Origin of the sequence: Nocardiopsis kunsanensis DSM 44524, from assembly GCF_000340965.1 — a bacterium.
GTDB classification, from domain to species: Bacteria; Actinomycetota; Actinomycetes; order Streptosporangiales; family Streptosporangiaceae; genus Nocardiopsis; species Nocardiopsis kunsanensis.
This window is the reverse complement of record NZ_ANAY01000004.1, coordinates 1-20,500: the sequence shown is the minus strand read 5'-3', so window position 1 is coordinate 20,500 and position 20,500 is coordinate 1. Positions and strand designations below refer to the sequence as shown.

The window sequence follows — 20,500 nt, the reverse complement described above, 5'->3', positions numbered from 1 at the left end:
GCTCACAAGAGAAAGAAAACGGGGCATCGGTGACAAAAAGGCCGGGCCCCGGTCCCGAAACGGTCCCGGCGGCCCGGACCGCAATCAACCTCCCGGCCCCGGCGTCAACGGCTCGGCCGGGCCCGGTCCAGGATCAGCTCCGTGTCGACCTCCCGCGGCAGGGTGCCGAACACCCGGCCCGAGCCCCCGCCCAGACGCGAGACCGTGAAGGCCTCCGCCACCGGCGTCGGCGCATACCGCAGCAGCACCGACGACTGCAGCGTCACCGCCATCAGCTCCACGACCGACCGCGCCCGGTACTCGATCTCGTCCAGATCGCCCAGGCTCTTCTCCAACTGCCCGACCGCCGCGTCGTAGTGCTCGTCCACCCCCCGGGCAGCGGCCAGCTCGCCCATGAACGCCTCCACCGCCTCCGGGCTGCGCCCCATGGCCCGCAACACGTCCAGAGCGGCCACGTTGCCCGAACCCTCCCAGATGGAGTTGAGCGGCGAGTCCCGGAACAGCCGCGGCATCCCCGACTCCTCCACGTACCCGTTGCCGCCCAGGCACTCCAGAGCCTCGGCCGCGTGCGCCGGCTGGCGCTTGGTCACCCAGAACTTGCCCACGGCCACACCCAGGCGCCGGAAGGCCGTCTCCGCCTCGTCGCCGCGCACCGAGCGGTCCACCGACCCGGCCAGACGGGTCATCAACGCCGTGGCCGCCTCCGACTCCAACGCCAGGTCGGCCAGCACGTTGCGCATCAACGGCTGCTCCACCAGGCGCTTGCCGAAGCTCTGCCGGTGCTCGGCGTGGTGCAGCGCGTACGTGACCGCCGCACGCATCCCGCCCGCCGAACCGATCACACAGTCCAACCGGGTGCAGTTGACCATCTCGATGATGGTGCGCACACCCCGGCCCGGCTCGCCCACCATGTGCGCGACCGCGCCGTCGTACTCCAGCTCCGCCGAGGCGTTGGAACGGTTGCCGAGCTTGTCCTTCAACCGCTGGATGTGGAGCGCGTTACGGCTGCCGTCCGGGAGCACCCGCGGCACCAGGAAACAGCTCAACCCCTCCGGCGCCTGCGCCAGCGTCAGGAAGAAGTCGCTCATCGGTGCCGAGGTGAACCACTTGTGCCCGGTGAGGCGGTGGAAGCCCTCCGACGTCGGCGTCGCCCGTGTGGTGTTGGCGCGTACGTCCGAGCCGCCCTGCTTCTCCGTCATCGACATGCCCGCGACGAGCCCCCGCTTGCCGTCGGGGGCGCGCAGACCGAAGTCGTACTCGCGAGCGCTCAACAGCGGCTCGTAGCGCTGGGCCAGCTCGGGGGAGTGGCGCAGGGCCGGCACCGCCGCGTAGGTCATCGAGATCGGGCACCCGTGCCCGGCCTCCGGCTGCGACCACAGGTAGAACTTGGCCGCACGCGCCACGTGCGCGCCCGGACGCGGATCCGCCCAGGGGGCCGCGTGCATCCCGTACCCGACGGCCTGTTCCATGAGCACGTGGTAGGCGGGCTGGTACTCCACCTCGTCCACGCGGTGCCCGTAGCGGTCGTGGGTGTGCAGAACCGGCGTGTAGGTGTTGGCCGACTCGCCCCAGGAACGCACCCGCTCCGAGCCCGCCGCCTCGCCCACTTCCCGGACCTCGTTCTCGGCCCAGCCCGCACCTTCGCGGCGCAACCCTTCGATGAGCGCGGGGTCCTCGGCGGCCGAGTGGTCGCCGAGAGGCGCGGCCTGATTGAACACCTCGTGGGTCGGGGGCATCGCGGTTACCGCCCTTCTTGGTTCTGCGTGGGACGTACTGGGAGAAAGTGCCGGAATCCTATCCCCGTGGCCCGGGCCACGGGGAGGGCGGACCGTAACGTCCGCGAAACGGTCGACGGAGGTGGGAGGCGCTCCGCGCGCCTCAGGGCCAGAGGAGCCCGCGGTTCCAGGTGCTGTCGGCGTCCGGGCGCTCGTAGCGCAACCGCACGTGCCGGCGGTCCGGGTCGCCCTGCCAGAACTCGACCTCGTACGGCACCACCACGTACAGGCCCCAGTCGTCCGGCGCCAGGCCCGGGTCGTGTGCGAGGTGTTCGCGCGAGGCATCGGCCACCCGGTCGATCTCGCCGAGCTCACCCAACGGTTCGCTCTGGCGCCCGTGCAGCCCCGCCACCCGCGACTCCAGCGGGCGCCGGCGGAAGTCCTCCGCGCTCGCCTCGGCGCCCGCGTACTCGGCCACACCCCGTACGCGTACCTGGCGGCCCCGCTCCTTCCAGTGGAAGGTCAGCGCCGCACCCTGGTTCTGCTCCAGCTCCCGCCCTTTGCGGGAGGTCGTCGTCGTGGCGAACCACCATCCGCGCCAGGAGAGGTCCTTCAAGATGACCACCCGCGCCGACGGGACCCCGCGCCCGTCCGCGGTGGACACCACCATCGCGTGCGGCTCGGGCACCCCCGCCTCCACGGCGTCGGCGAACCAGGAACGGAAGAGGTCGAGCGGATCCTCGGGCGCGGCGTCCGGGTCGAACACGGGCGTCCCGGCGGCGAAGACCGGAAGGCCCCGCAGGAGGTCGCGGATGCTGTCGTCGTTGGTCATGGGCCCATTTTCACCGACGGCTGAGGTCGTGGGTTCATTGTGGCCTGCCGTTCGAGAAAGCGTCGGCCCTACACGCGAGTTCCTCTGTCCATTCCTTCGCGGTGGTCCGAATGTCGTCGTTCTTCACTGTGATGTTCTTTTTGTGCTTGCCTTCCTTGAACAACCCCACGCGCGCGCCCTGAGGTCCCCCCGACTCGGGTAGGAACTCGTTGAGGAAAGCGAAGGAGAACAGGTGCCACTGCTCTGCCTGGACGATCGGACGGATCCACAGAGGGGAGGAGCGGCGAAGCTGCTCGGGGTTTTGCGCCGGTCCACGGAACGCCCTGACTTCCCGGCCGTCCTTGTACCCGACCGGCAGGCCGAGGGCGGCCCGAGGCATTTCGTGGCCCTCACCCAAGATCACGTCCTTCCAGCCCTTGGTCTTGATGTGCGGACCACGAGCGTTCTCCGTGTGCTTCTCGTCCCTCTGGGCTCGGAAATACCGGAGCTCCTTGCCGGTGCGTGCAAGGGCCTCCTGCCACCCGCTCGCCGACAGGGGCGCGCTGAGGCCGGAGATCGTGTGGCTCTCGCCCAGTGAGGAGAGGGTCGACTTCGTCCTGTGACCGGGGAGCTGGAACTCCTTCGGGTCCTCGCCACGCGCCTCAGCACACACACGATGGAGCGCTTCAACGGATCTGTGCGGCAGACCCTCCAGCCCGATGTGTCCTGTGTGTCCAGCCTCGAAGTAGTGGTTGAGATGCGGGGTCCTTATGGTCTCGCTGTCCCACCCCGCCAGTGTCATGTCGGCGTCGGTGATCCGCAGTCTGCCGAATCCGCGGCGGACCCGTGCGCCCACCCCTCCGTAGGTGATGTTGAGCCAGAGCGCTGCGAGCGCACATGTGACGGCGTCGTCGTCGCCGTGTTGTCGTCGGATCTTGATCTGGAACTCTCGGTTCGGCGGGACGTATGCCTTGGTGTGCGGCTTGCCCTTGGTCGTGAACGCCTGTCCGAGGAGGTAGCCGATCCAGGTCTGTTCTTCCTCGGACATGTACGTGCTCAGGTCTTGGGACGCCGGCTCCGGGTTCCCGGAGATTCGTATGGCGATGGACGAGGAGCGTTCCGTGGAACCCAGGCACTTGTTCTCCACCTTCCTCAGAAGATGAGGGTCATCGCCCACGTACCTGGCTGCCATGGCCCGCAGCCAGAAGCGCATGCCACCCCGCAGGGAGGGCACTCGGATCTCCGGCGGGGTGTTCAGGTGGGGTGTGTCCTGAGCCCCGGCGGAGTTGAACACGGGCGTGACCACTTGGAGCTGGAGCGAGTGCCACATGGGGTCACCTTTCTTCTGCGCGCCAGTGCGCGTGGGCGAGGGGGGTGGTCAGGGGACGGTCGTCCCACAGGATCTGGGAGAAGACGCCTGCGACGAGACACCAGGCGCCGGCCTGGAGCAGGGCGGTGATGGCTGCTTCAGGGTGGCCGGACCACACGGCAACGAACACGTCGCCGTCCTCGCTGAAGAGCGGCACCACCCAGGTCAGACCGAACAGCGCAACAAGCACGGAGTGGACGGCGGAGACCACCCACACGGCGAGCGCGCGCCCCAGGGCCATGCACAGGTCGACCCCGGTGTTGCGCACGTTGACCAGCAGGTAGGCGAACGCTGCCGTCGCCAGGAGCAGGGCCACGCAGAACGGGTGCGGCCCGGACCATGACGAAGGGACATCCTTGGATGCACCGGTGCCGGCGAAAGCCGCGTGCCACCAAGCGGGGTTCATGGTGGTCAGCATGAGCAAGCCGATGGCGGCAGCCGCCGGGACACGGAGCATCCAGGGCATGGCCCACAGCCGACCGAATACGGCGACCCCGATCAGGCCCAGCGCGACGGTCACCGGCGCTGCCCACATCGCTGTCCTGTCCGGCGGGGGAAGCGGAAGCAAGGCGAAGGCGGAGAGGGACAGGAAGACGGTTCCCACTGCCAGGACAGCCGTGAGACCTGCCCAGAACCACGCGCCTCCAGGGCACTTCGTCAACGACAGCGACGCCTTTGCTGCTGTCCAGAGCCGGAAACGAGGAAGGTGGTGGGTCTCCAGGAGGGCTGTTGCGGCATCTCGGTCGTTCTGCGTCGGCGAGTCCGCCGCGGACTGGAGGTTCGCGTGAATCATCATTGGGGCGAAACACCAGAAGGTGGACGCGGGAGAAGAATTGGGGCACTTGAATAGCAACAGGTCGGTCTCCCGCTCGAGCCCGCGCGGGCCGACCCCGTCCAAGGCAGGCAAAGACTCGTGGCGGCAGAGGAACCATGCCCATTCCTGGCGGGCTTCACGTGCATAGGTGTGCAGGAGGTGGGATGCGTCCTTGCCGAGAACCCGTAGCCGGGTGTCGGGTGGCCCCATGCTCTGTTCTTCGTCGTCCCCTTTCTTATTCGCAGTGCGATACGCCTCGCTCCACGCCAGGAAACGCTGTCTGGCAGCGATCGGTGCCAGGTTGGCGACCTCGTTCTCTGTTAGTGGATGGGAGAACTCCCCGTTCTTCGGGTCGAGGACACGCCATGCTGCCTCTGACGTCCAACACCACGCTGCCCATTGATGGAACTCTGTACCCAGGTCCCCGCGGACTCGAGGTATCACACCAAGGGGATTGTAGATCACGGCGAAGAGGGCATCCCGCCTGTCGCTCAGGTGGCGGGCGATCCTGACGATGGATTCTTCAACATCGTTCTCGGTGACCGTGTCTCTCCCGCTCATGAGCCTGGGGATGAGTTCGTACTCTCTGACTTCACCCACGTAGGACAGAGCACGGTCGTCGTTCTTCGGCTGGGCCGGGGGGCGGTGGCAGGCGATGTCCTCTCCGATTCCGGAGCTGCAGCGCTTCCTCAAGTGGTCGAAGAGAGGGGTGGAATTGAATTTCTTGTTGGATTCCTCTCCGGTGTCGCTCACCGGACCGATTCCTTATGATAGGAGAAGAGTCGGCGCATGTTCGTTCCGAATTCTGTGAGCCGGTAGTTCCCCGGTTGGTATTCTTCATAGGCATAGCCGAGAAGATAGGAATTGGGAAGTGTCTGCCCGCAGTGTCCCTCGGGGGAAAATCTGTTCAGCTCACTGCGTACCTGGTCTTCGTTGAGCCAGCGCAGCGGGATGCGAGTAGATTTCGTGTCTTTTTCGGGGATCAGGTGAGCGCTCACAGGGTTTTTCGACAGGGACTTCACCCATTCGGCCACAGCTAGTAGGTACGGCAGCGTCGTGCGGTACCCACCCGTGAGGTGGAAGCGGACCTCCTCCTTGTCGTCCCGGTGAATTTTTTCGGTTCCTTTTTCAGGTCCGCCCGTCAGTACATCCCCGAGAGATGTGAGATCCTTCAATGCCACATTGAACCCGTCCTTGGTTTTCACGTCCAGATTATTGACGCACACGATAATGATCTGCCGACGATGGAAGCGGACCAGGTCTTTCTTGTGGGAGTCTCCTGTCTCCTTCTGGGGCCAGACCTCCACGCTGTGTCGATACCAGATCAGGTCGAGGTCGCCCTTGGCGAGAGCAAGAGCGTTCAGGGCTGCGCACAGAAGGCCGTCGTGGGTGTCGCTGGCCAGTAGAAGGATCAGGTCGTCCGAATTCAGGTTCGGGTCTTCAGCTTTCATGGCATCGAGTTCTGCGGAGTAGCGGGTCTGTGATCCCCACTGGTCGATCTCGTGTTCGGCTGTGACCTTTTCGAGTTTTTGGAGGTCGGCCTCCGATCCCTGAGCGGTGACCCCATCACCGAGTGCGTTATGCAACAGGGTGGAGATATCGCATGTTTTTGGGCAGAAACCGAGCTGACTGTCCTTCCACTGTTTTTTCGTTTCGCGTAGGACATTTGACCCATTCGCCTTGCTTTGCGAGAGGGTGTCGGCAAGGGACAGGCCGACGGGCACGATGTGGATGGTCATGCATCACTCCGCTTCACTTGCATGTATCCGTAACCGGAAGCCGTCTTCGCGCCGATGCCCAGTTCCTCCGCACCCCCGCGCAGCCACGACTCCGCCGGCTCGACGAGTTTTTCCGGGCCCACGAGGTCGGCGAGGAAAGAACCACCTCTGATGGTCAGGAACGCCAGCGGCACGGGTTGGTGGTGTTCACCCGGATGCTCGACCTTCTTCTTGTCGTCCGCAGCGAGTGTCGCGTCGTAATACGGCTTCTCGTGCGGGGTGACCACGTCGACCTCGACCCTCACCCCCTTGTTCTTGTGGACCTTCGGCAGCGCATCCAGGAAACGCACGCCGCCCATCGCTTCACCACCCAGGTTCGCTTCCGCGGAATCTGCGGCATTCCCGAAAACCAATTGGTAGGTCTCAGGGTCCGATGCCGCTTCCCCGGTCGCTCGCGCGTACGCGGCCGCGACCCCTTTGAGCCCGGTCCCGGGCAAGTACGGCCAGCCGTAGGTGCCGTGCAGGGCCATGCCGATCTCGTGCGGGCTGGAACGCTCGCCGAGGCCGACCACCACACGCCATTCCGGGATCATCTCGAGCCGGCGCACGTGTTGCCCGTTCTTCTCCAGTTGCTTGAGTGCGTGCGAGCGTCGGCGGGTCGCGTGCGCCAAGAGCTTCGGGTTCTGCCCGAGAGAGTGGGCGCCATCAATGCCGCCCCGGCGGGTCTGGGCCCATCGCAGAACTGCTTGCTCAGCGTTCTGAGAGAGCGTGGGCGCATCCTCGCCGGTCAGGAAGGCGGCCTGGCGGAGGATGATCAGGGCGTTGGCGGTGGAGAGCCCGGGGTCGGAGAGGGTTCTGCCCGGGTGCCGGAGATAAGGGACCACGGGCGAATGCTTGTCATTCGGATTCCACTTGTGCCAGGCGACCTCGAGCTGGGATTTGAGCGGGCCCTCGGCCGGGATCGTGCGATCGTTGTTCGGGGCAGACACCTTCTGGCCCGAGGGTTTTCCCTGTTTCTGGCCGCGTGTGCGGGCAGTTTCCTGGCGACTGTTCCCTCCCCGCTCGGGTCCTCCGGTGGGTGCCTTCGTGGAGCGGGCCAGGTCCGCGGGTGTGGGGCGGCGCGATACATCGTCGTTCATCGGTTGTCCTCGGAGCGCTCCGGACCTCGGGGCGAGACGGTGTCGGACAATCGGCGCAGCCACACGAACAGTTCGGAGATCTCACGGGTCGCGCGGGCATAGTCCAGCGGGCCCATCTTGCCCAGAGCTGTCAGTGTCTCGTGGTGTGCCTTGGGCAAATCCGTGCCGATCGCCCCGTCCCCGATGGGGCTCTTCTCGACCAGGTGTTCCCTGATCTGCTCGGTGACCTCCTTGTAGGCTTTCTGTAGACCTTCCGCGCTGGGCGAACTTTCACGCGAGGCCAGGAAGGCGTAGGTGGCGGTGAGCCCGCTGATGCGCAACTGCCCGGGTAGTTGGCGAAAGCGCGCGCGAAGCTCCTTCGAGTGCGCGCTTTCTGAGCGGTCGATGATGTGGGCGGCTTTGACCGCCATGTGCTGACCGACGCGTTTGAACTCTGTCATCGCCCCTCCCGACCTGCGATGCGGGTCCACACGAGGCCCTTCCCGAGGCTCTCGTCACCACCGATCTGGTGCAGTGCCGAACCGCGGTCATGCAGGAGAGAGGCGAGCAGCTCTTCGTGCCGACGGTCGGCCTCCACCCCTGAGTGGGAGGGGCACAGGGTGATTGTGCAGGCCAGGAGGGTCTCGGCCGGGAGATATTCGCTTTGGAAAGGGCCCTTGTCGACCACCTTGTCATCTTGCTTCAACTGCACACGCACGCTGACCTCGGTGCTCTCCTTCACAAGCGCCACCATGGCATCGCCGTTGACGAGAAGGAGGTCCTCAGTGAACTTGCTTCCGAAGGGGTTGAAAGTCGGCCCGGAGTCGAAAGCGTCCTCACGGATACGCTCTGCCCAGTCCCTGAGCTCGGTCGGGTCGGCCTTGCAGTCGACGTGGAGCACCAGGGGGCCGACGGTCTGTTCCCCACCCCATTCCCCACGCGTAGGAAGTGCTTGAGCGGGGTTCTTCGGCACACCGCCGAGATCCTGCACTCCGATTGCGTGGTACTTGCGGGCCAGGCGTCCCAGAGCGAGCTCCGACGTCACCCAGGCGAAGGTTTTTTGCAGGGTCGGCACAGGCATCGCCACCAACTGCGCGTCGCCCACCATCAGCAACCCGGGTGTCGTGGATCCTCCCTTACCCGGGGGAGAGCCGAACAGGGTGTCGATGTCCGCCTTCGACCAGTCGGTTCCTCCGGAGGCCACACGATCGTGGGCTGCCTGGCGGAAGGCCCCCTTGAGACTCTGTCCGAAGATCGTCGGATAAAGGGAGTGGCCCTCCCTCTGGATGGGCAGGTCGACGTCGCCGTCGGTGTCCGAGGCCCCCGCGTGCACGGGGGATTCGGCATAGAAGTAGATGAGCAGGTCTTTCATGTCCACGTCCCTGTCAGAACCAGTCCGAAGCCGGCGGTGGCCAGCTCACGCGTGACTTCATCGCTGTCCGTCTCGCCCCACGCGCGCGCATGGGAACGCCGGGCCCAGCGCTCCGCTGCTGCTTCCGGGGCCGGGCCGGTGAACTGCAGCAGGTAGACAGAGCCGGCCGGCACCGCCCACCGCAGCCACGCGTAGCGGGGGGTTTTCTGCCCGTCGAGGCCCGAGCTGGCCACGTGCTCGGCTCGCTTGACGGCGGCGGCGACAAGGTGGGCGTTCTCGGGCAGTGGCGGAGCCCACCTGTTCCGCCACCCCTCCCGGTCGCCTCGGACACGCCAGATCGCTGGGGTCGCCAAGTAGACGAGTACTTTCCCCCCGGGAAAGCTCTTCGGGCGCTGCGGAAAGTTGGGAGAGTGCTCAGCCTGGCACACCTCCAGATCCGCGACGCGACCGCCGCCGCCGAGACGTACCGGCCCGGGCTCCGGTGCTGCAGCGCCCGGCGCGAGCTCGCTCACCGCGAGGAAGGCCCACGTGCGGAGCTGCGTGTCCTTGAGCCGCAAGTACTCGGTGGTGTAGGTGTGCGAATGCATCACCGCCCGGTCCTCGCGGGCGATGCCCACGCGCCGCTCGCGTTCCATGGGCGGCTTCAGGTCATCCAACTCATCTTGGTCGGGGTCGTGCCCGCACAAGTGATTCTCGAGGTCTTCTCGGTGCAACCACAGGTCGTCCGGCGAGTCGCCGGCGTCGTCGGCATGCAGGAATCTCATGCCCGGCTCATCTGCATCGGTCCGAACACCCTCCAGGTCCCTCGGACGTACACGGCGCCAACCGTGACCGTCCTGCGTTCTGACCAGGTCGGCCGGCATAGGAAAGGTGAGGGACCATTCGGGGGCCGGACCCTCCCGGTACCCGAGAAATGGGCCGCGCACCGTTCGTGGGCGAGGTGTACCCGGGCGGGCCGCGAAGGCGGCCCCCAACGCACCGGCGATCGTCGTCGGCCAGGGTTGCCGGGTTCGAGCCGCACCGCCTGCGCCGGAGATGATGGTGCGTCCGTCGCGCACGTGTACCGCGTCTCGCGGCCGGAGTGATGTCCAGACCTGCTCGCGCTGCCCAGGCGATTCACGCGGCTCGGCCGGTTCACTCTGGCCAGCTGGTTCGGCAGGCTTCGAGTGTCCGGGCAGCGTCAGGGCGCTGAACGGGTCGTGGTCCGGAAGGATCGGGCTCACCACGCCCACCTCCTGAGGAACGCGGCGACCCGAGCGGCGGCCATGGGCACGACCGAAGGGGCATCGTGCTCGGAGCGCCCGAGCCTCAGGAGGCTCCGAGCCTGCTCCCGGTTTCCGCCGTGCCTGCACACCAAACGTGTCACCTCTCCCTCGAAAATCGTTTCGGTCAGCCCTGACGTTCGTGCCATCTCTGCCAGGTCCGCGTAGGAGGACCTCAGGTCGTGCAGCAGCCGAGGCGAGACCGGCTGCTGCCTCTCGCTCTCGCCTTGGCAGTGGGGCATGAACGTGTTCAGTGCCTCCAGCGCGTCGTCGACGAACGAGGTCGTCCAGGGCCGGACGGTATGCGCGCGAGCGTCCGAGCCGGTGACGTAACCGACGGCAAGGGCCTTCTTTTTGTTGACGCTCTTGGCCTCCGCCAACAGTTCCCCTGCACGCTCGACCGACAGGTGCAACGGCGTTCCCTGGTGGACGAAGACCACCGCGGCGCTGATGGAGGTGGGGTCGGGATCGCTGGACAGGTCCGTCGGGTCCTGGAGGACCGCGCGACGGCAGTCGTCGGCGGCGTTCAACGCTTCGGCGGCGGGCAGGAACGCCATGAGGTCGTCACCGCCGGAGTAGACCGCGGCCCCCTGGCGCTCTCTGATACTCGACCTGTGAATGTCGGAGATCTGCGCGAGCCGCTCCGAGACTCGTCCGTGCTGGTCCTGGTCGGCGTGCTCGCTCAGGTGCTTGCCGAGCCCATCGAGGTCGGCCACCAAGATCGCGAAGTACGGGTTGGGGGAGCGGTCAACCGTTTCGGCCAGGTTCTCGGCGGCCCTGCGCCCCTCGGCGACCGTGCGCTCGAGCCGTTTGGCCTCGGCGGCCGTATCGGCGACGGACCGCTGCGCGTCCGAACCGCGCATCCGGTGCTTGTGGACGAGGGTCTCGGCGTCCCAGGTCTCGGGTACGACCCACCAGCCGCCGTTGCGCACGAACCAGCGCTTGAGCTCGGCGCTGTCGCTTCCGCCGCCGTCCTCGTGGTCCTTCAGCGCGGGGACCGGGGCTTCGACGACATGGTGTTCCTCGTCGGGCATCACCTTGTGGGCGGCGTCGTAGAGCGTCTCGACCTGATCGCGGACCGTCTCGTCCTCCCACCGATCCAGAACCTTCGCGCGGTAGGGCGCGGTGGCGACGGCGGCGGTGGAGGGGAATCCCAGAGGGATGTCCTTTGCCTCCGGGGCCTTCTTCCTCGCCTTCTGCTGCTCCTTCGGGGGAAGCTTGTCGTTCGCGTGCCAGAGCCGCTTCAACCACACTGCGGCCGAGAGCTCCTCGTGCTTCTCGTGGTCGCGGGCCCCGGCCGGCCGGTCCGGTTCGGAGTGCCACCGTGGGGAGACCGCGCACGGACGCGGGCCGAAGCGGCCGCGCGGGTCGCCGGAATTGCCCGGACCAGCGGGCGTGCGCTCGGGGAAGTCGAAGGTGCGAACACGCTTGCGCGCGGCCAGCGTGGTCTGCGCGAGGTTCCATTGTGCGCGGTAGTCGCCCGCCGAGGCCGGGGCCACGGACCACATGACGTCCGGGAACCCGGGGGTCTCGGGCGTCGCGCCGGCGCTCTCGAACAGGTCGCCGATCCACCTTCTCCACACCTCGTGTGCGTGCTCGGCGGCCGCATGGGCGTAGTCGGCGCCCCGGCCCTCTGGTGCCAGCGCTACGACCCGGCTCGGGGTGTTGGGCGGGGCCTCGGGAGAGGCGTCCGGGCCCGCGGCCCGAGCCAGCGCGCTCTGTGACGGGATGACGAGGGCGCAGCCCTCCTGGCCGCTCAGCGCCTCGGCGGCCCTCTTGGCCAGTTCGGCGACGATCCTGCTGGCGTTGCCGAGGTCGGCGGTCGAGTGCGACTCGGCGATGTAGCGCTGGATGCCGCCGAAGGCGAGCAGGATCAGATCTTGTCGACTCATGCACGTCCGTCTCGTGGGGGCGAAGCTCGTGGGGGCCAAGGCCGTGTTCCGCCCGCGCCCGGGGGCAGGTCGGGGGAGTCGGGCACGGGGGCAGGACACGTCCGGGGGTGGAACGAGGCGCGGGGCTCGGGTGCGTCTCTCGGAGGAGGATCCGATGAATCCGTGGTGTCCGTCGGCCCCGTGGGGCCGGGGTGCGTCAGCGAGGGGCCGGAAGCGCAGGGGCGTCAGGACCAGGAGTCTCGAGCACGTCGGGCGCGCCGAAGGCACAGCGCGCGCCGGAGAAGCGGGGGATGAGAGGGACCGCTGGGAGGAGCAGGACGCGGTGGTGGGGGTGAGCTCCGCCGTTGGGGCACTCGTCCTCCTCGGGAACGCGTAAGCGGTGTGTGTAGGAGATGCGGGACGATCCCGGGGCCGTCACTGATGTCCGTCACGGTAGCAACACGCGGTACAACACGGGACCGGAAACCCCTTCACGAGCGCTTCGTGGCCACTTGTGGCAAACCGGTGGCGGGAGAAACCGTTGTGTGTAACGGGGCATTCGCGGCCTCTCGGACGGTCCTGCGCGAGCCGCATCCGGCCCCGTCCCTCCCCGACCCGGGACCCTGCCCCACCCCGCCTCAGAGGGAACGCGCAACCCGGAACCCCAGGTCGTCGATGCGCAGCCTCGGATGGCTCTTGCGCCGCGTCGAGGCCCGGCAACCCCAGTGGTGATCGTTCCACCCGCCGCCGCGGAAGGACCGGTACGGGCCGTACACGCGCGGATCGTAGAGGTCCCAGCACCACTCCCACACGTTCCCGATCATGTCGTGCAGGCCCCACGCGTTCGGTTCCCTGGTTCCCACCGGTCGAGGCCGACCACCGGAGTTCTTCCGATACCAGGCGACCGCGTCCAGGTCGCCGTACCTGACCCCCGTGCTCCCGGCCCGGCAGGCGTGCTCCCATTCGGCCTCGGTGGGCAACCGGTACCCGCCGGCGCCGGGATCGCTCCGTAGGTCGGCGCCGTCGGGATCCCCACCCTCGGGTGTGTCCGCCGGCCGACCGCGTGACCCTCCGTCGCCCGGGCCGGTGCCGGGCGTGCCGTAGCAGGGAACCAGGCCGTGAGCCAGGGACAGCAAGTCACAGAAACGCAGGGCGTCGAACCACGACACCTCCGTCACCGGTTCCCCGTCCCCGGCGTCCGGTGCCCCCACACGCCGGTCCGTGACCGCCTGGTACAGGCCTCGTGTCACGGGCACGGCCGCCAGTGCGAAGGCCCGGACCTCCACCTCCAGCGTGCTCCCGCTCCCACGGTCGTGCAGGAGCGCGTGGACCGCGGGCACCTCCACCATCCGCGGAACGGATACCCGTCCCGCCCCGCCCGCCCGGCTCATACGACTGCGTGGCGGGCGGCCACGGCGGCGTCGTAGCGGTCCAGAACCACCCGGGCGAGCTCGGGGACGTCACCGAGCGCGTCGGCGACCACCGACGCGCCGGCCCCGATCGCCTGCTGCCGCACCCGGTCGGAGAAGAACCCGGGGGCGAGCAGGTAGCCCGCGACCGCCACTCGATCGGCGCCCCTGCCGCGCACAGCGGCCACGGCCTCGCCCGGGGAGGGGGAGGCAGCGGAGGCGAAGGCGGGCACCACCTCGCGCCAGGGTCCGCGCGCGGCCAGTTCCCGGGCCGTGGCGGCGATGGTTGCGTTGGCCTCCGGGTCACTGGACCCGGCCGAGGCCAGAACCAGCGCCGTCCCGGGGCAGGGGAACGCCCCCGCCTCGGACAGGCGCCGCTCGACCGCCTCCAGCAGCAGCGGGTGCGGCCCCAGGGTGTGGGCGTAGTGCACCCGTGTGCCCAGCCCGCGCTCGCCGGCGCCGTTCAGCACCCCGGGCAGGTCCACCTTGCTGTGGAAGGCCGCAGTCAGCAGCGCCGGCAGCACCACGGCCTCCCGGACCCCCTCGGCGTCGAGTGCGGCCAGAGCGTCCCCGGTGCTGGGGGAGACGTGCTCCAGGTAGGAGACCCGCACGTCCAGAGCCGGCCGCAGGGACCGCACCCGGTCGAAGAGCGCGGCCACCGCCCGGGGTGAGCGCGGGTCCCGGCTGCCGTGTGCGACGGCCAGCAGTGTCGGAGTACTCATCCTCGTCCAGGGCGCCCCGGGAGCGGGGCGCCCTGCTCCTTCCTCGTTCGCGGTCACGGGCGCCGGCTCACAGGTGGATCCCGCACTCGGTCCTACCGGTCCCGGCCCACCGTCCGCTGCGCGGGTCCTCGCCGGGAGCCACCCGATGCGTGCAGGGCTCGCACCCGATCGAGGGGAAACCGTCGTCCTGCAGCGGGTTGACCAGTACACCGTGTTCGGCCGTGTAGGTGTCCACGTCGTCCTGTGTCCAGCGGGCGATCGGGTTGACCTTGGTCATCCCCCGGCGCTGGTCCCACTGCACGATCGGGGTGTCGCGCCTGGTCGCCGAGTCCTCCCGGCGCAGACCGGTCAGCCACGCGGCGTAGGGTTCCAGGGCCCGTTCCAGGGGTTCGACCTTGCGCAGATGGCAGCAGATCTGCGGGTTGCGCGCGTACAGCCGCGGGCCCAGGGCGCTCTCCTGCTCCTCCACCGTGCGCCGGGGTTCCACGGTGACCAGGTTGATGTCGTGGACGGAGGCCACGGCGTCGCGGGTGCCGATGGTCTCCGCGAAGTGGTAACCGGTGTCGAGGAAGATCACGTCGATGCCGGGCACCTGCCGGGAGGCCAGGTCCACCATGAGGGCGTCGGCCATGGAGGAGGTCATGCACAGGCTCTCGCCGAAGGTCTGCGCGGCCCAGGAGACGATCTCCTGGGCGGAGGCCTCCTCCAGTTCACGGGCGGCCCGTTCGGCGTGCTCGGGACCGTCCACGGGGGTGTGCGTGTTCATGCCCCGCCTTCCGTCGGTCGGGAGGGGGAACCGCCGAACGAGGCGGAGCGCAGGCCCACGTAGGTCAGCCGGAACACACGGGCGCAGGCCAGGCAGGACCACGGATATCCCTGGCCCTCGACGCCCGCCCCCTCTTCCGGGATCAGGTCCTCGTCTCCGCAGTAGGGGCAGTGGTGGGGCGCGGCCCTCTCGGCCATGGCGCACCTCATTCCTTCGGAACGGTCGGTGCGGGCGGTGCCGTGCGGTGGCGCCGCCCGCTCGGTCGGCCTACTTGAGGTCCTCGTCCTCGGCGCGGGAGGCCCAGACGGCGAAGGTCTCACCCTCCTCCTTCTGGTCCCGGAACCGGCGCAGGACCCGCTCGATGTAGTCGGGAAGGTCGTCGGCGGTGCTCTTCAACCCGCGGACCTTCTTGCCGAAAGCGGGGTTCAGGCCCATGCCGCCGCCCAGGTGGATCTGGTAGCCCTCCACCTGTTCGCCGTGCTCGTCCATGACGAGCTGGCCCTTCAGTCCGATGTCGGCGACCTGGATGCGGGCGCAGGAGTTCGGGCACCCGTTGAGGTTGATGCTCACCGGTTCGTCGAAGTCCGGCAGGCGCTTCTCGAGTTCGTCGATGAGTGCGGCGCCCCGGTCCTTGGTCTCGACGATGGCGAGCTTGCAGAACTCGATGCCGGTGCAGGCCATCGTCTGGCGGCGGAAGACACTGGGACGGACCTCGTAACCCTCCGCCTCCAGGTCGGCGGTGATCGCGTCGGTGTCGTCCCCGTCGATGTCGAGGACCACGAGCTTCTGGTCGACGGTGGTGCGGATCCGGTCCGACCCGTGTGCCTCGGCGATCTCGGCCACGCGCACCAGCGAACTCCCGGTGACGCGGCCGACCTTCGGGGCGAAACCGACGTAGTACTTGCCGTCGCGCTGGCGGTGCACGCCGACGTGGTCGCGCCGCACACCATCGTCCAGCTGCGGACCGGGCCCGTCCGGGAGACGGTGACCGAGGTACTCCTCCTCCATGACCTCGCGGAACTTCTCCGGGCCCCACTCCTTGATGAGGAACTTGATGCGGGCGCGGGTGCGCAGCCGGCGGAAACCGTAGTCGCGGAAGACCGCGGTCACTGCGGCCCAGACGTCGCTGACCTGGTCGGGGCGCACGAACGCGCCGAGGCGTTCGGCGAACATGGGGTTGGTGGCCAGGCCACCGCCCACGAACAGGTCGTAGCCCGCCTCACCGTTCTCGCCACGCACCCCGACGAAGGCGACGTCGTTGATCTCGTGGTTGACGCAGTGCACGGAGCAGCCGGCGATGGAGGTCTTGAACTTGCGCGGCAGGTTCGAGTACAGAGGGCTGCCGATGTGCTCGTCGTGGACCTGCTGGATCTGCGGGCTCGCGTCGATGACCTCGTCCTCGGCAACACCGGCCAGAGGGCAGCCGAGGACGACACGGGGGGTGTCGCCGCAGGCCTCGGTCGTGGACAGCCCGACCGACTCGAGCTTCTCCCAGATCGCCGGCACGTCCTCCACCCGGATCCAGTGGTACTGGATGTTCTGCCGGTCGGTGATGTCGGCGGTGTCGCGTGCGTAGTCGCGGGAGATCTCGGCGACGGCCCGCAGCTGGGCGGCGGTGAGCCGGCCGCCGTCGATGCGTACACGCATCATGAAGTAGCGGTCGTCGAGCTCCTCGGGGGAGAGGACGGCCGTCCTGCCGCCGTCGATGCCGGGGGCGCGCTGGGTGTAGAGGCCGAACCAACGGAAACGGCCACGCAGGTCGGCGGGGTCGATCGAGTCGAACCCGGCCTTGGCGTAGATGTTGATGATCCGATCGCGGACGTTGAGCCCGTCGTCGTTCTTCTTGTTCTCTTCGTTCTTGTTGAGCGGCTCGCGGTAACCGAGGGCCCATTGGCCATCGCCGCGGCGTCGCCGGGTCCTGGTGGGGGCCGAGCCGGTCTGCTCGGAAGAGGGAGGCATCGCGGGTGTCTCCGAATGCGGTCGCGGGGAGCTCGCGGCCCGTGTGCCCGCACCACCGGCCCGTACCTGTGGGCACACGTCGTCGTGCGTGCCGGTACGGGTGAGAACCACGGTGCGTGGGTGTTGAGGAAGAGCAGGCGCCGGGAGGCCGCGCGCACCCCTGTGTCATGGGTGCGTCACACAGTGCGGCGAAATCAACCGACGCTGCGACAGATGGCACTGCGGACCCGCAGGAAGTCCACGTGGCGGCGCACGCAGAGCATGGGGTCCAGAGCAGCGATCATGCTTGTGAGAATGGCACGGGGCCGGAGTCTTTGTCCAGACGCGGTGATCGCCCTTCGCGAGTGAGTCACGTCACCGCGAGGTGCCGGGTGGTCGGACCCGCAGGTCCGGTGCGGGTTACCGTTTCCCCGTGGAGGGATTCTGGGAAGGTCTGTGGCGCTCGTGGTTCCGGTGGCAGTGCCGGCACCCGCGCCTCTACGGTGCGGGGCTGCTCCTGGTGCGCACGATCCGGTCCATGGCACGCAACCGCGCCATCGGGCTGGCGGCCGAGTCGGCCTTCTTCACCCTGATCTCCTTGCCGGCCCTCATGCTGTGTCTGGTGGGAGCGATCGCCTCCCTGTCGGCGGTCGTGGGCCGGGACACCGTCGAGGAGATCCGGGTGTGGATCCTGGACCTGACCGCCCGGGCACTGACACCGGAAACGGTCCGCGAGGTCGTCGAGCCCCTGGTCGAGGACTTCCTCGGCGGCTTCCAGGGCGGACTGCTGTCGGTGACCTTCCTGGTCTCGCTCTGGTCGGGCTCGCGTGCGATGAACGTCTTCATCCGCTCCATCACGATCTCCTACGGCCTCGACGAGCTCCGCGGCTGGCCGACCCAGCGCCTGCTGGCCTTCGTGGCCTACCTGGGCGGGCTGTTCTTCGCGCTGCTGGTACTGCCGGTCCTGGTGGCCGGCCCCAACCTGATCCAGGACCTCCTGCCCTTCATGGCCGGGCACCTGCGCCTGTTCTACTGGCCGACGGTGGCGTTGCTGGCCACGACAGCGGTCATCTTCCTGTACATGCTCAGCGTCCCGGTGCGCACGCCTCTGATCCGCCACCTGCCCGGGGCGCTGCTGGCCACGTGTGTGCTCCTCCTCGGGTCAGTGGCCCTGCGCGCCTACCTGGACGCCTCCTTCGGGCAGGTGAGCATCTACGGATCCCTGTCCGCGCCCATCGCGATCCTGGCGTGGCTGTTCGTCATGGCGGTGGCGATCCTGGCCGGTTCCAGCCTCAACTCCGAGATCGACGCGATGTGGCCCACGGTGCACACCGCCGCGGCCCGGGCCGAAATCGCCAATCGGGGTTTCGAACGGGCCGACCGCCTGGCCCGTCGCAGGGAGCAGGCGGTCATCGATGCTTTCGAGGAACACCGGGAGTCCTGAGGCCCCGTGGAGGCCCGGAGCGGGACGGATGGCCGCCACCGGGCCCCGGGTGGCCGGAATCGGCCATTCTGGTTGCGAACCGATTGCGTTTCGTGAGTGTCCTTCTCAACGTCGGCACTGCCGGGAACGACCCCTTCCGTCCGGCTGTACGGGCATCGTTACTGGTCAGAAAGGGGAGGGCCGAAAACCGTGCGGGTATCTCCTGATCGCCGTCCGATCCCCGGGTTCGGAGAGCTCCTGAGAGCCGGGGCCGACGTCAGTATGATCGCCTGGAGCATCGCCCACGCGTGGCGTGTCGGACCACCGCCGTGGGCTGATCCCCTGCTCGCCGACCACACAGTTGCCGCAGACGCCGATCCCGTCACCCGTTACACGAACAGGTCCATGTTCCCCATGCCTTCGGAGGCACCATGAGCCGGGCGTCCCGTCCGGGGCAGACCCGGCCCACCGCCGTCATCACCATCGCGCCCGACGAACGCAGCGCCGAGATCTACATCGAGGGGCACCGCCAGGTCGTCACCGGTCAGGTGCCCACGGACACCCGGCGCGCGGCCCTCGACACCGCCACCGAGTACGCGGCCCGGATCGGTCTGCCGGTGCTCATCGACGCACGTGATGCGAACGGCTACTGGAGACTGGTGGCCACCCCCGACGGTGTGGTGCAGTCCGCCGAGCACCCCGAGGAGGAGCCACCCCTGCCCTCGCGGCCCGGTACCGACCCGGCCGACGGGCGCGCCGGGCGCGGCATGGTCATCATCGGTGCCGCGGCGGTCGCCCTTGCCCTCGTGGCCGGCGTCGGAATCGCCAGTTGGCATCTGCTGCCCGGGGAGAGCACCGCATCGACCGAGGATCCCGACGCCCCCGCCCTGGGACACCCTGCCCCTGCCGGGTTCGCCGACACCGTCGTCTTCGACCACGTGCTGGCCCCCGGGAGCCGGCCCGGTGTGAGCCGCGACGGTGAGCAGATCGCCTTCGTGGACCCCGACGAACGGCTCAACCTCCTCTCGGCCGACGGCACCCGGGAATGGGCCGCCGACCTCCCCGTGGACGGGGCCGAGATCATCGGAGTTCCCCGGTTCGTGCTCTACGACGGCGATCCGGCGGTGGTCCTGGAGACCTCCGGGGAACTGCTGTTCTGGCCCGTCGGTGGAGGTGCCCCCGACAGCGTGGAACTGGGCACGGAGTCCTCACCCCAGTACGTGGGCGAATCGGTGCTGGTGCGTTCCGAGGACGAACGCCATCTGGCTTCCGGGGGCGAACTCGTCGAGGTCGGGATCCCCGAGGGCGGCGGTGCCATGCTCGCCGACGGTGACCGTGTCCTGGTCGCCGTGGCCCACGGACCGTGGAGTTGGGTCGACCCGGCGGGTGCGATCGAGGAGGTCGATCCCCGGAGGCCGGACGAGGCCGGGGAGATGCTCGGCGTCGTCACCGCCCTGCGCGAGTACGTCGTCGTCCGATGGGAGGCCCTGCGCGGCGACGGCGAGTACCTGGCCTTCCACGACAGTGGGACCGGTGAGCCGGTGGGTGGTGCAGGGATCGCCGAGGGCGCTCTCGAGGACGCCGAGCACCGCTCCGGTCCGATCGGCACCGAGACGCTGGCCTACGGTCCCGCCGTCGTCGACCCGGAGAACGGGGAGTCGACCGTCGTGGACGGGTTCGAACCGACCGTCGCGGTCGGTCCCCGGGTCTACGGCGAACTCGGCGGCTCCACCGTCGCGGTCGGTACCGACGGCGAACCGACCGAACTCGACGAAGGCGCCCAGGTCCCCGTGGGGCTGTTGGGCGAGCACGCCGTCGTGGTCCACGACGACCACCTCTATGCCATTCCCCCTCGATGATTCACCCCCGATGAGAAAGAAAGGAGCGGGATGTCTCCGAAGAAGCGCGTGTTGACCGTGACGGCGGCAGGCCTGTTCATGGCGGGGTTCTCCGTCAGCCCGGTCTTCGCCGACGTGGTCGACGAGAACGCCCCTGAGGCCCCCGAAGCCGGCCCCGTTGCCCCTGTGGCGCCGGATGAGCCGCAGGAGACGGCCCTGCCGGACGTTCCGGTCTCCGAGGAACCCGTTGCCCTCCCGCAGGTGGAGATCCAGCCGTTCAACCCCGCGTCGCCGGACGAGGATCCGCCGGAGGAGCCCGGAAATCCCGGTGAAGGCGAGGAGCCCGGCACTGGT

The 20,500-nt window shown here is 68.4% G+C and carries 17 protein-coding genes and 1 pseudogene; 3 read left to right on the top strand and 15 right to left on the bottom strand.

Features of this window, described 5'->3' with window-relative positions:
- Nucleotides 1-104: 104 nt before the first annotated feature.
- The 15 genes from D456_RS0104075 to D456_RS0104000 all read right to left on the bottom strand — a co-directional run bounded on the left by D456_RS0104075 (nt 105) and on the right by D456_RS0104000 (nt 16,906).
- Nucleotides 105-1,736, bottom strand: coding sequence for an acyl-CoA dehydrogenase family protein (locus D456_RS0104075; protein WP_017574880.1), 1,632 nt, complete (start codon nt 1,734-1,736; stop codon nt 105-107).
- 142 nt (nt 1,737-1,878) lie between these two features.
- Nucleotides 1,879-2,547: a pyridoxine/pyridoxamine 5'-phosphate oxidase gene (locus D456_RS0104070; protein ID WP_017574879.1), complete on the bottom strand. Its 669-nt coding sequence runs from the start codon at nt 2,545-2,547 to the stop codon at nt 1,879-1,881.
- Between the two features lie 34 nt (nt 2,548-2,581).
- The gene (gene cmr1 / locus D456_RS0104065) at nt 2,582-3,856 is read right to left on the bottom strand and encodes a type III-B CRISPR module RAMP protein Cmr1 (protein WP_017574878.1); all 1,275 of its coding nucleotides are present in this window, start codon (nt 3,854-3,856) and stop codon (nt 2,582-2,584) included.
- 4 nt (nt 3,857-3,860) lie between these two features.
- On the bottom strand, nt 3,861-5,462 hold the full coding sequence (locus tag D456_RS26485; RefSeq protein ID WP_152442485.1) for a hypothetical protein: 1,602 nt from the start codon (nt 5,460-5,462) through the stop codon (nt 3,861-3,863).
- On the bottom strand, nt 5,459-6,448 hold the full coding sequence (locus D456_RS26480) for a hypothetical protein (RefSeq protein ID WP_152442484.1): 990 nt from the start codon (nt 6,446-6,448) through the stop codon (nt 5,459-5,461). Before D456_RS26480 ends, D456_RS26485 begins: the two co-directional genes overlap by 4 nt.
- On the bottom strand, nt 6,445-7,566 hold the full coding sequence (gene cmr6 / locus D456_RS24970; RefSeq protein ID WP_017574875.1) for a type III-B CRISPR module RAMP protein Cmr6: 1,122 nt from the start codon (nt 7,564-7,566) through the stop codon (nt 6,445-6,447). The genes D456_RS26480 and cmr6 overlap by 4 nt, the downstream gene beginning before the upstream one ends.
- Nucleotides 7,563-8,006 carry a type III-B CRISPR module-associated protein Cmr5 gene (locus tag D456_RS0104045; RefSeq protein WP_017574874.1) on the bottom strand — a complete coding sequence of 148 codons (444 nt, stop codon included), beginning with the start codon at nt 8,004-8,006 and terminating at the stop codon, nt 7,563-7,565. The genes cmr6 and D456_RS0104045 overlap by 4 nt, the downstream gene beginning before the upstream one ends.
- Nucleotides 8,003-8,917, bottom strand: coding sequence for a type III-B CRISPR module RAMP protein Cmr4 (gene cmr4, locus D456_RS0104040; RefSeq protein ID WP_017574873.1), 915 nt, complete (start codon nt 8,915-8,917; stop codon nt 8,003-8,005). Before cmr4 ends, D456_RS0104045 begins: the two co-directional genes overlap by 4 nt.
- Entirely contained in the window at nt 8,914-9,975 is a 1,062-nt protein-coding gene (locus D456_RS25445; protein ID WP_230479871.1) for a type III-B CRISPR module-associated Cmr3 family protein, read from the bottom strand. Before D456_RS25445 ends, cmr4 begins: the two co-directional genes overlap by 4 nt.
- A gap of 161 nt (nt 9,976-10,136) precedes the next feature.
- Nucleotides 10,137-12,071, bottom strand: a complete 1,935-nt coding sequence (locus D456_RS0104030; RefSeq protein ID WP_017574871.1) for a Cas10/Cmr2 second palm domain-containing protein — start codon at nt 12,069-12,071, stop codon at nt 10,137-10,139.
- A 617-nt stretch (nt 12,072-12,688) separates the two neighbouring features.
- Entirely contained in the window at nt 12,689-13,399 is a 711-nt protein-coding gene (locus D456_RS0104020; protein ID WP_017574869.1) for a formylglycine-generating enzyme family protein, read from the bottom strand.
- A gap of 38 nt (nt 13,400-13,437) precedes the next feature.
- The gene (locus D456_RS0104015; protein WP_017574868.1) at nt 13,438-14,181 is read right to left on the bottom strand and encodes a sirohydrochlorin chelatase; all 744 of its coding nucleotides are present in this window, start codon (nt 14,179-14,181) and stop codon (nt 13,438-13,440) included.
- Between the two features lie 67 nt (nt 14,182-14,248).
- A complete protein-coding gene (locus tag D456_RS0104010) occupies nt 14,249-14,947 on the bottom strand; it encodes a phosphoadenylyl-sulfate reductase (protein WP_017574867.1) in 699 nt (232 codons plus the stop codon).
- Nucleotides 14,944-15,144 (bottom strand): hypothetical protein, encoded by a 201-nt coding sequence (locus D456_RS0104005; RefSeq protein ID WP_017574866.1) that lies wholly within the window; start codon nt 15,142-15,144, stop codon nt 14,944-14,946. The genes D456_RS0104010 and D456_RS0104005 overlap by 4 nt, the downstream gene beginning before the upstream one ends.
- Nucleotides 15,145-15,214: 70 nt before the next feature.
- Nucleotides 15,215-16,906, bottom strand: coding sequence for a nitrite/sulfite reductase (locus D456_RS0104000; protein ID WP_017574865.1), 1,692 nt, complete (start codon nt 16,904-16,906; stop codon nt 15,215-15,217).
- A gap of 412 nt (nt 16,907-17,318) precedes the next feature.
- On the opposite strand from D456_RS0104000, the gene D456_RS0103995 reads away from it, so the two are divergent.
- The 3 genes and pseudogenes from D456_RS0103995 to D456_RS0103985 all read left to right on the top strand — a co-directional run.
- Nucleotides 17,319-18,329, top strand: a complete 1,011-nt coding sequence (locus D456_RS0103995) for a YihY/virulence factor BrkB family protein (RefSeq protein WP_017574864.1) — start codon at nt 17,319-17,321, stop codon at nt 18,327-18,329.
- A gap of 410 nt (nt 18,330-18,739) precedes the next feature.
- Nucleotides 18,740-20,167 (top strand): hypothetical protein, encoded by a 1,428-nt coding sequence (locus D456_RS0103990; RefSeq protein ID WP_017574863.1) that lies wholly within the window; start codon nt 18,740-18,742, stop codon nt 20,165-20,167.
- 30 nt (nt 20,168-20,197) lie between these two features.
- A pseudogene (locus D456_RS0103985) lies at nt 20,198-20,500 on the top strand (DNA primase); the annotation flags it as partial.

What these genes read in the sequence shown, in the direction of transcription:
- cmr4 (WP_017574873.1), bottom strand. Translation starts at nt 8,917, where the DNA reads ATGAAAGACCTGCTCATCTACTTCTATGCCGAATCCCCCGTGCACGCG.
- D456_RS0104070 (WP_017574879.1), bottom strand. Translation starts at nt 2,547, where the DNA reads ATGACCAACGACGACAGCATCCGCGACCTCCTGCGGGGCCTTCCGGTC.
- D456_RS0103990 (WP_017574863.1), top strand. Translation starts at nt 18,740, where the DNA reads ATGAGCCGGGCGTCCCGTCCGGGGCAGACCCGGCCCACCGCCGTCATC.
- D456_RS0104075 (WP_017574880.1), bottom strand. Translation starts at nt 1,736, where the DNA reads ATGCCCCCGACCCACGAGGTGTTCAATCAGGCCGCGCCTCTCGGCGAC.
- D456_RS0104015 (WP_017574868.1), bottom strand. Translation starts at nt 14,181, where the DNA reads ATGAGTACTCCGACACTGCTGGCCGTCGCACACGGCAGCCGGGACCCG.
- D456_RS0104020 (WP_017574869.1), bottom strand. Translation starts at nt 13,399, where the DNA reads ATGGTGGAGGTGCCCGCGGTCCACGCGCTCCTGCACGACCGTGGGAGC.
- D456_RS26480 (WP_152442484.1), bottom strand. Translation starts at nt 6,448, where the DNA reads ATGACCATCCACATCGTGCCCGTCGGCCTGTCCCTTGCCGACACCCTC.
- D456_RS0104030 (WP_017574871.1), bottom strand. Translation starts at nt 12,071, where the DNA reads ATGAGTCGACAAGATCTGATCCTGCTCGCCTTCGGCGGCATCCAGCGC.
- cmr1 (WP_017574878.1), bottom strand. Translation starts at nt 3,856, where the DNA reads ATGTGGCACTCGCTCCAGCTCCAAGTGGTCACGCCCGTGTTCAACTCC.
- D456_RS0104005 (WP_017574866.1), bottom strand. Translation starts at nt 15,144, where the DNA reads ATGGCCGAGAGGGCCGCGCCCCACCACTGCCCCTACTGCGGAGACGAG.
- D456_RS0104045 (WP_017574874.1), bottom strand. Translation starts at nt 8,006, where the DNA reads ATGACAGAGTTCAAACGCGTCGGTCAGCACATGGCGGTCAAAGCCGCC.
- cmr6 (WP_017574875.1), bottom strand. Translation starts at nt 7,566, where the DNA reads ATGAACGACGATGTATCGCGCCGCCCCACACCCGCGGACCTGGCCCGC.
- D456_RS0104000 (WP_017574865.1), bottom strand. Translation starts at nt 16,906, where the DNA reads ATGCCTCCCTCTTCCGAGCAGACCGGCTCGGCCCCCACCAGGACCCGG.
- D456_RS0104010 (WP_017574867.1), bottom strand. Translation starts at nt 14,947, where the DNA reads ATGAACACGCACACCCCCGTGGACGGTCCCGAGCACGCCGAACGGGCC.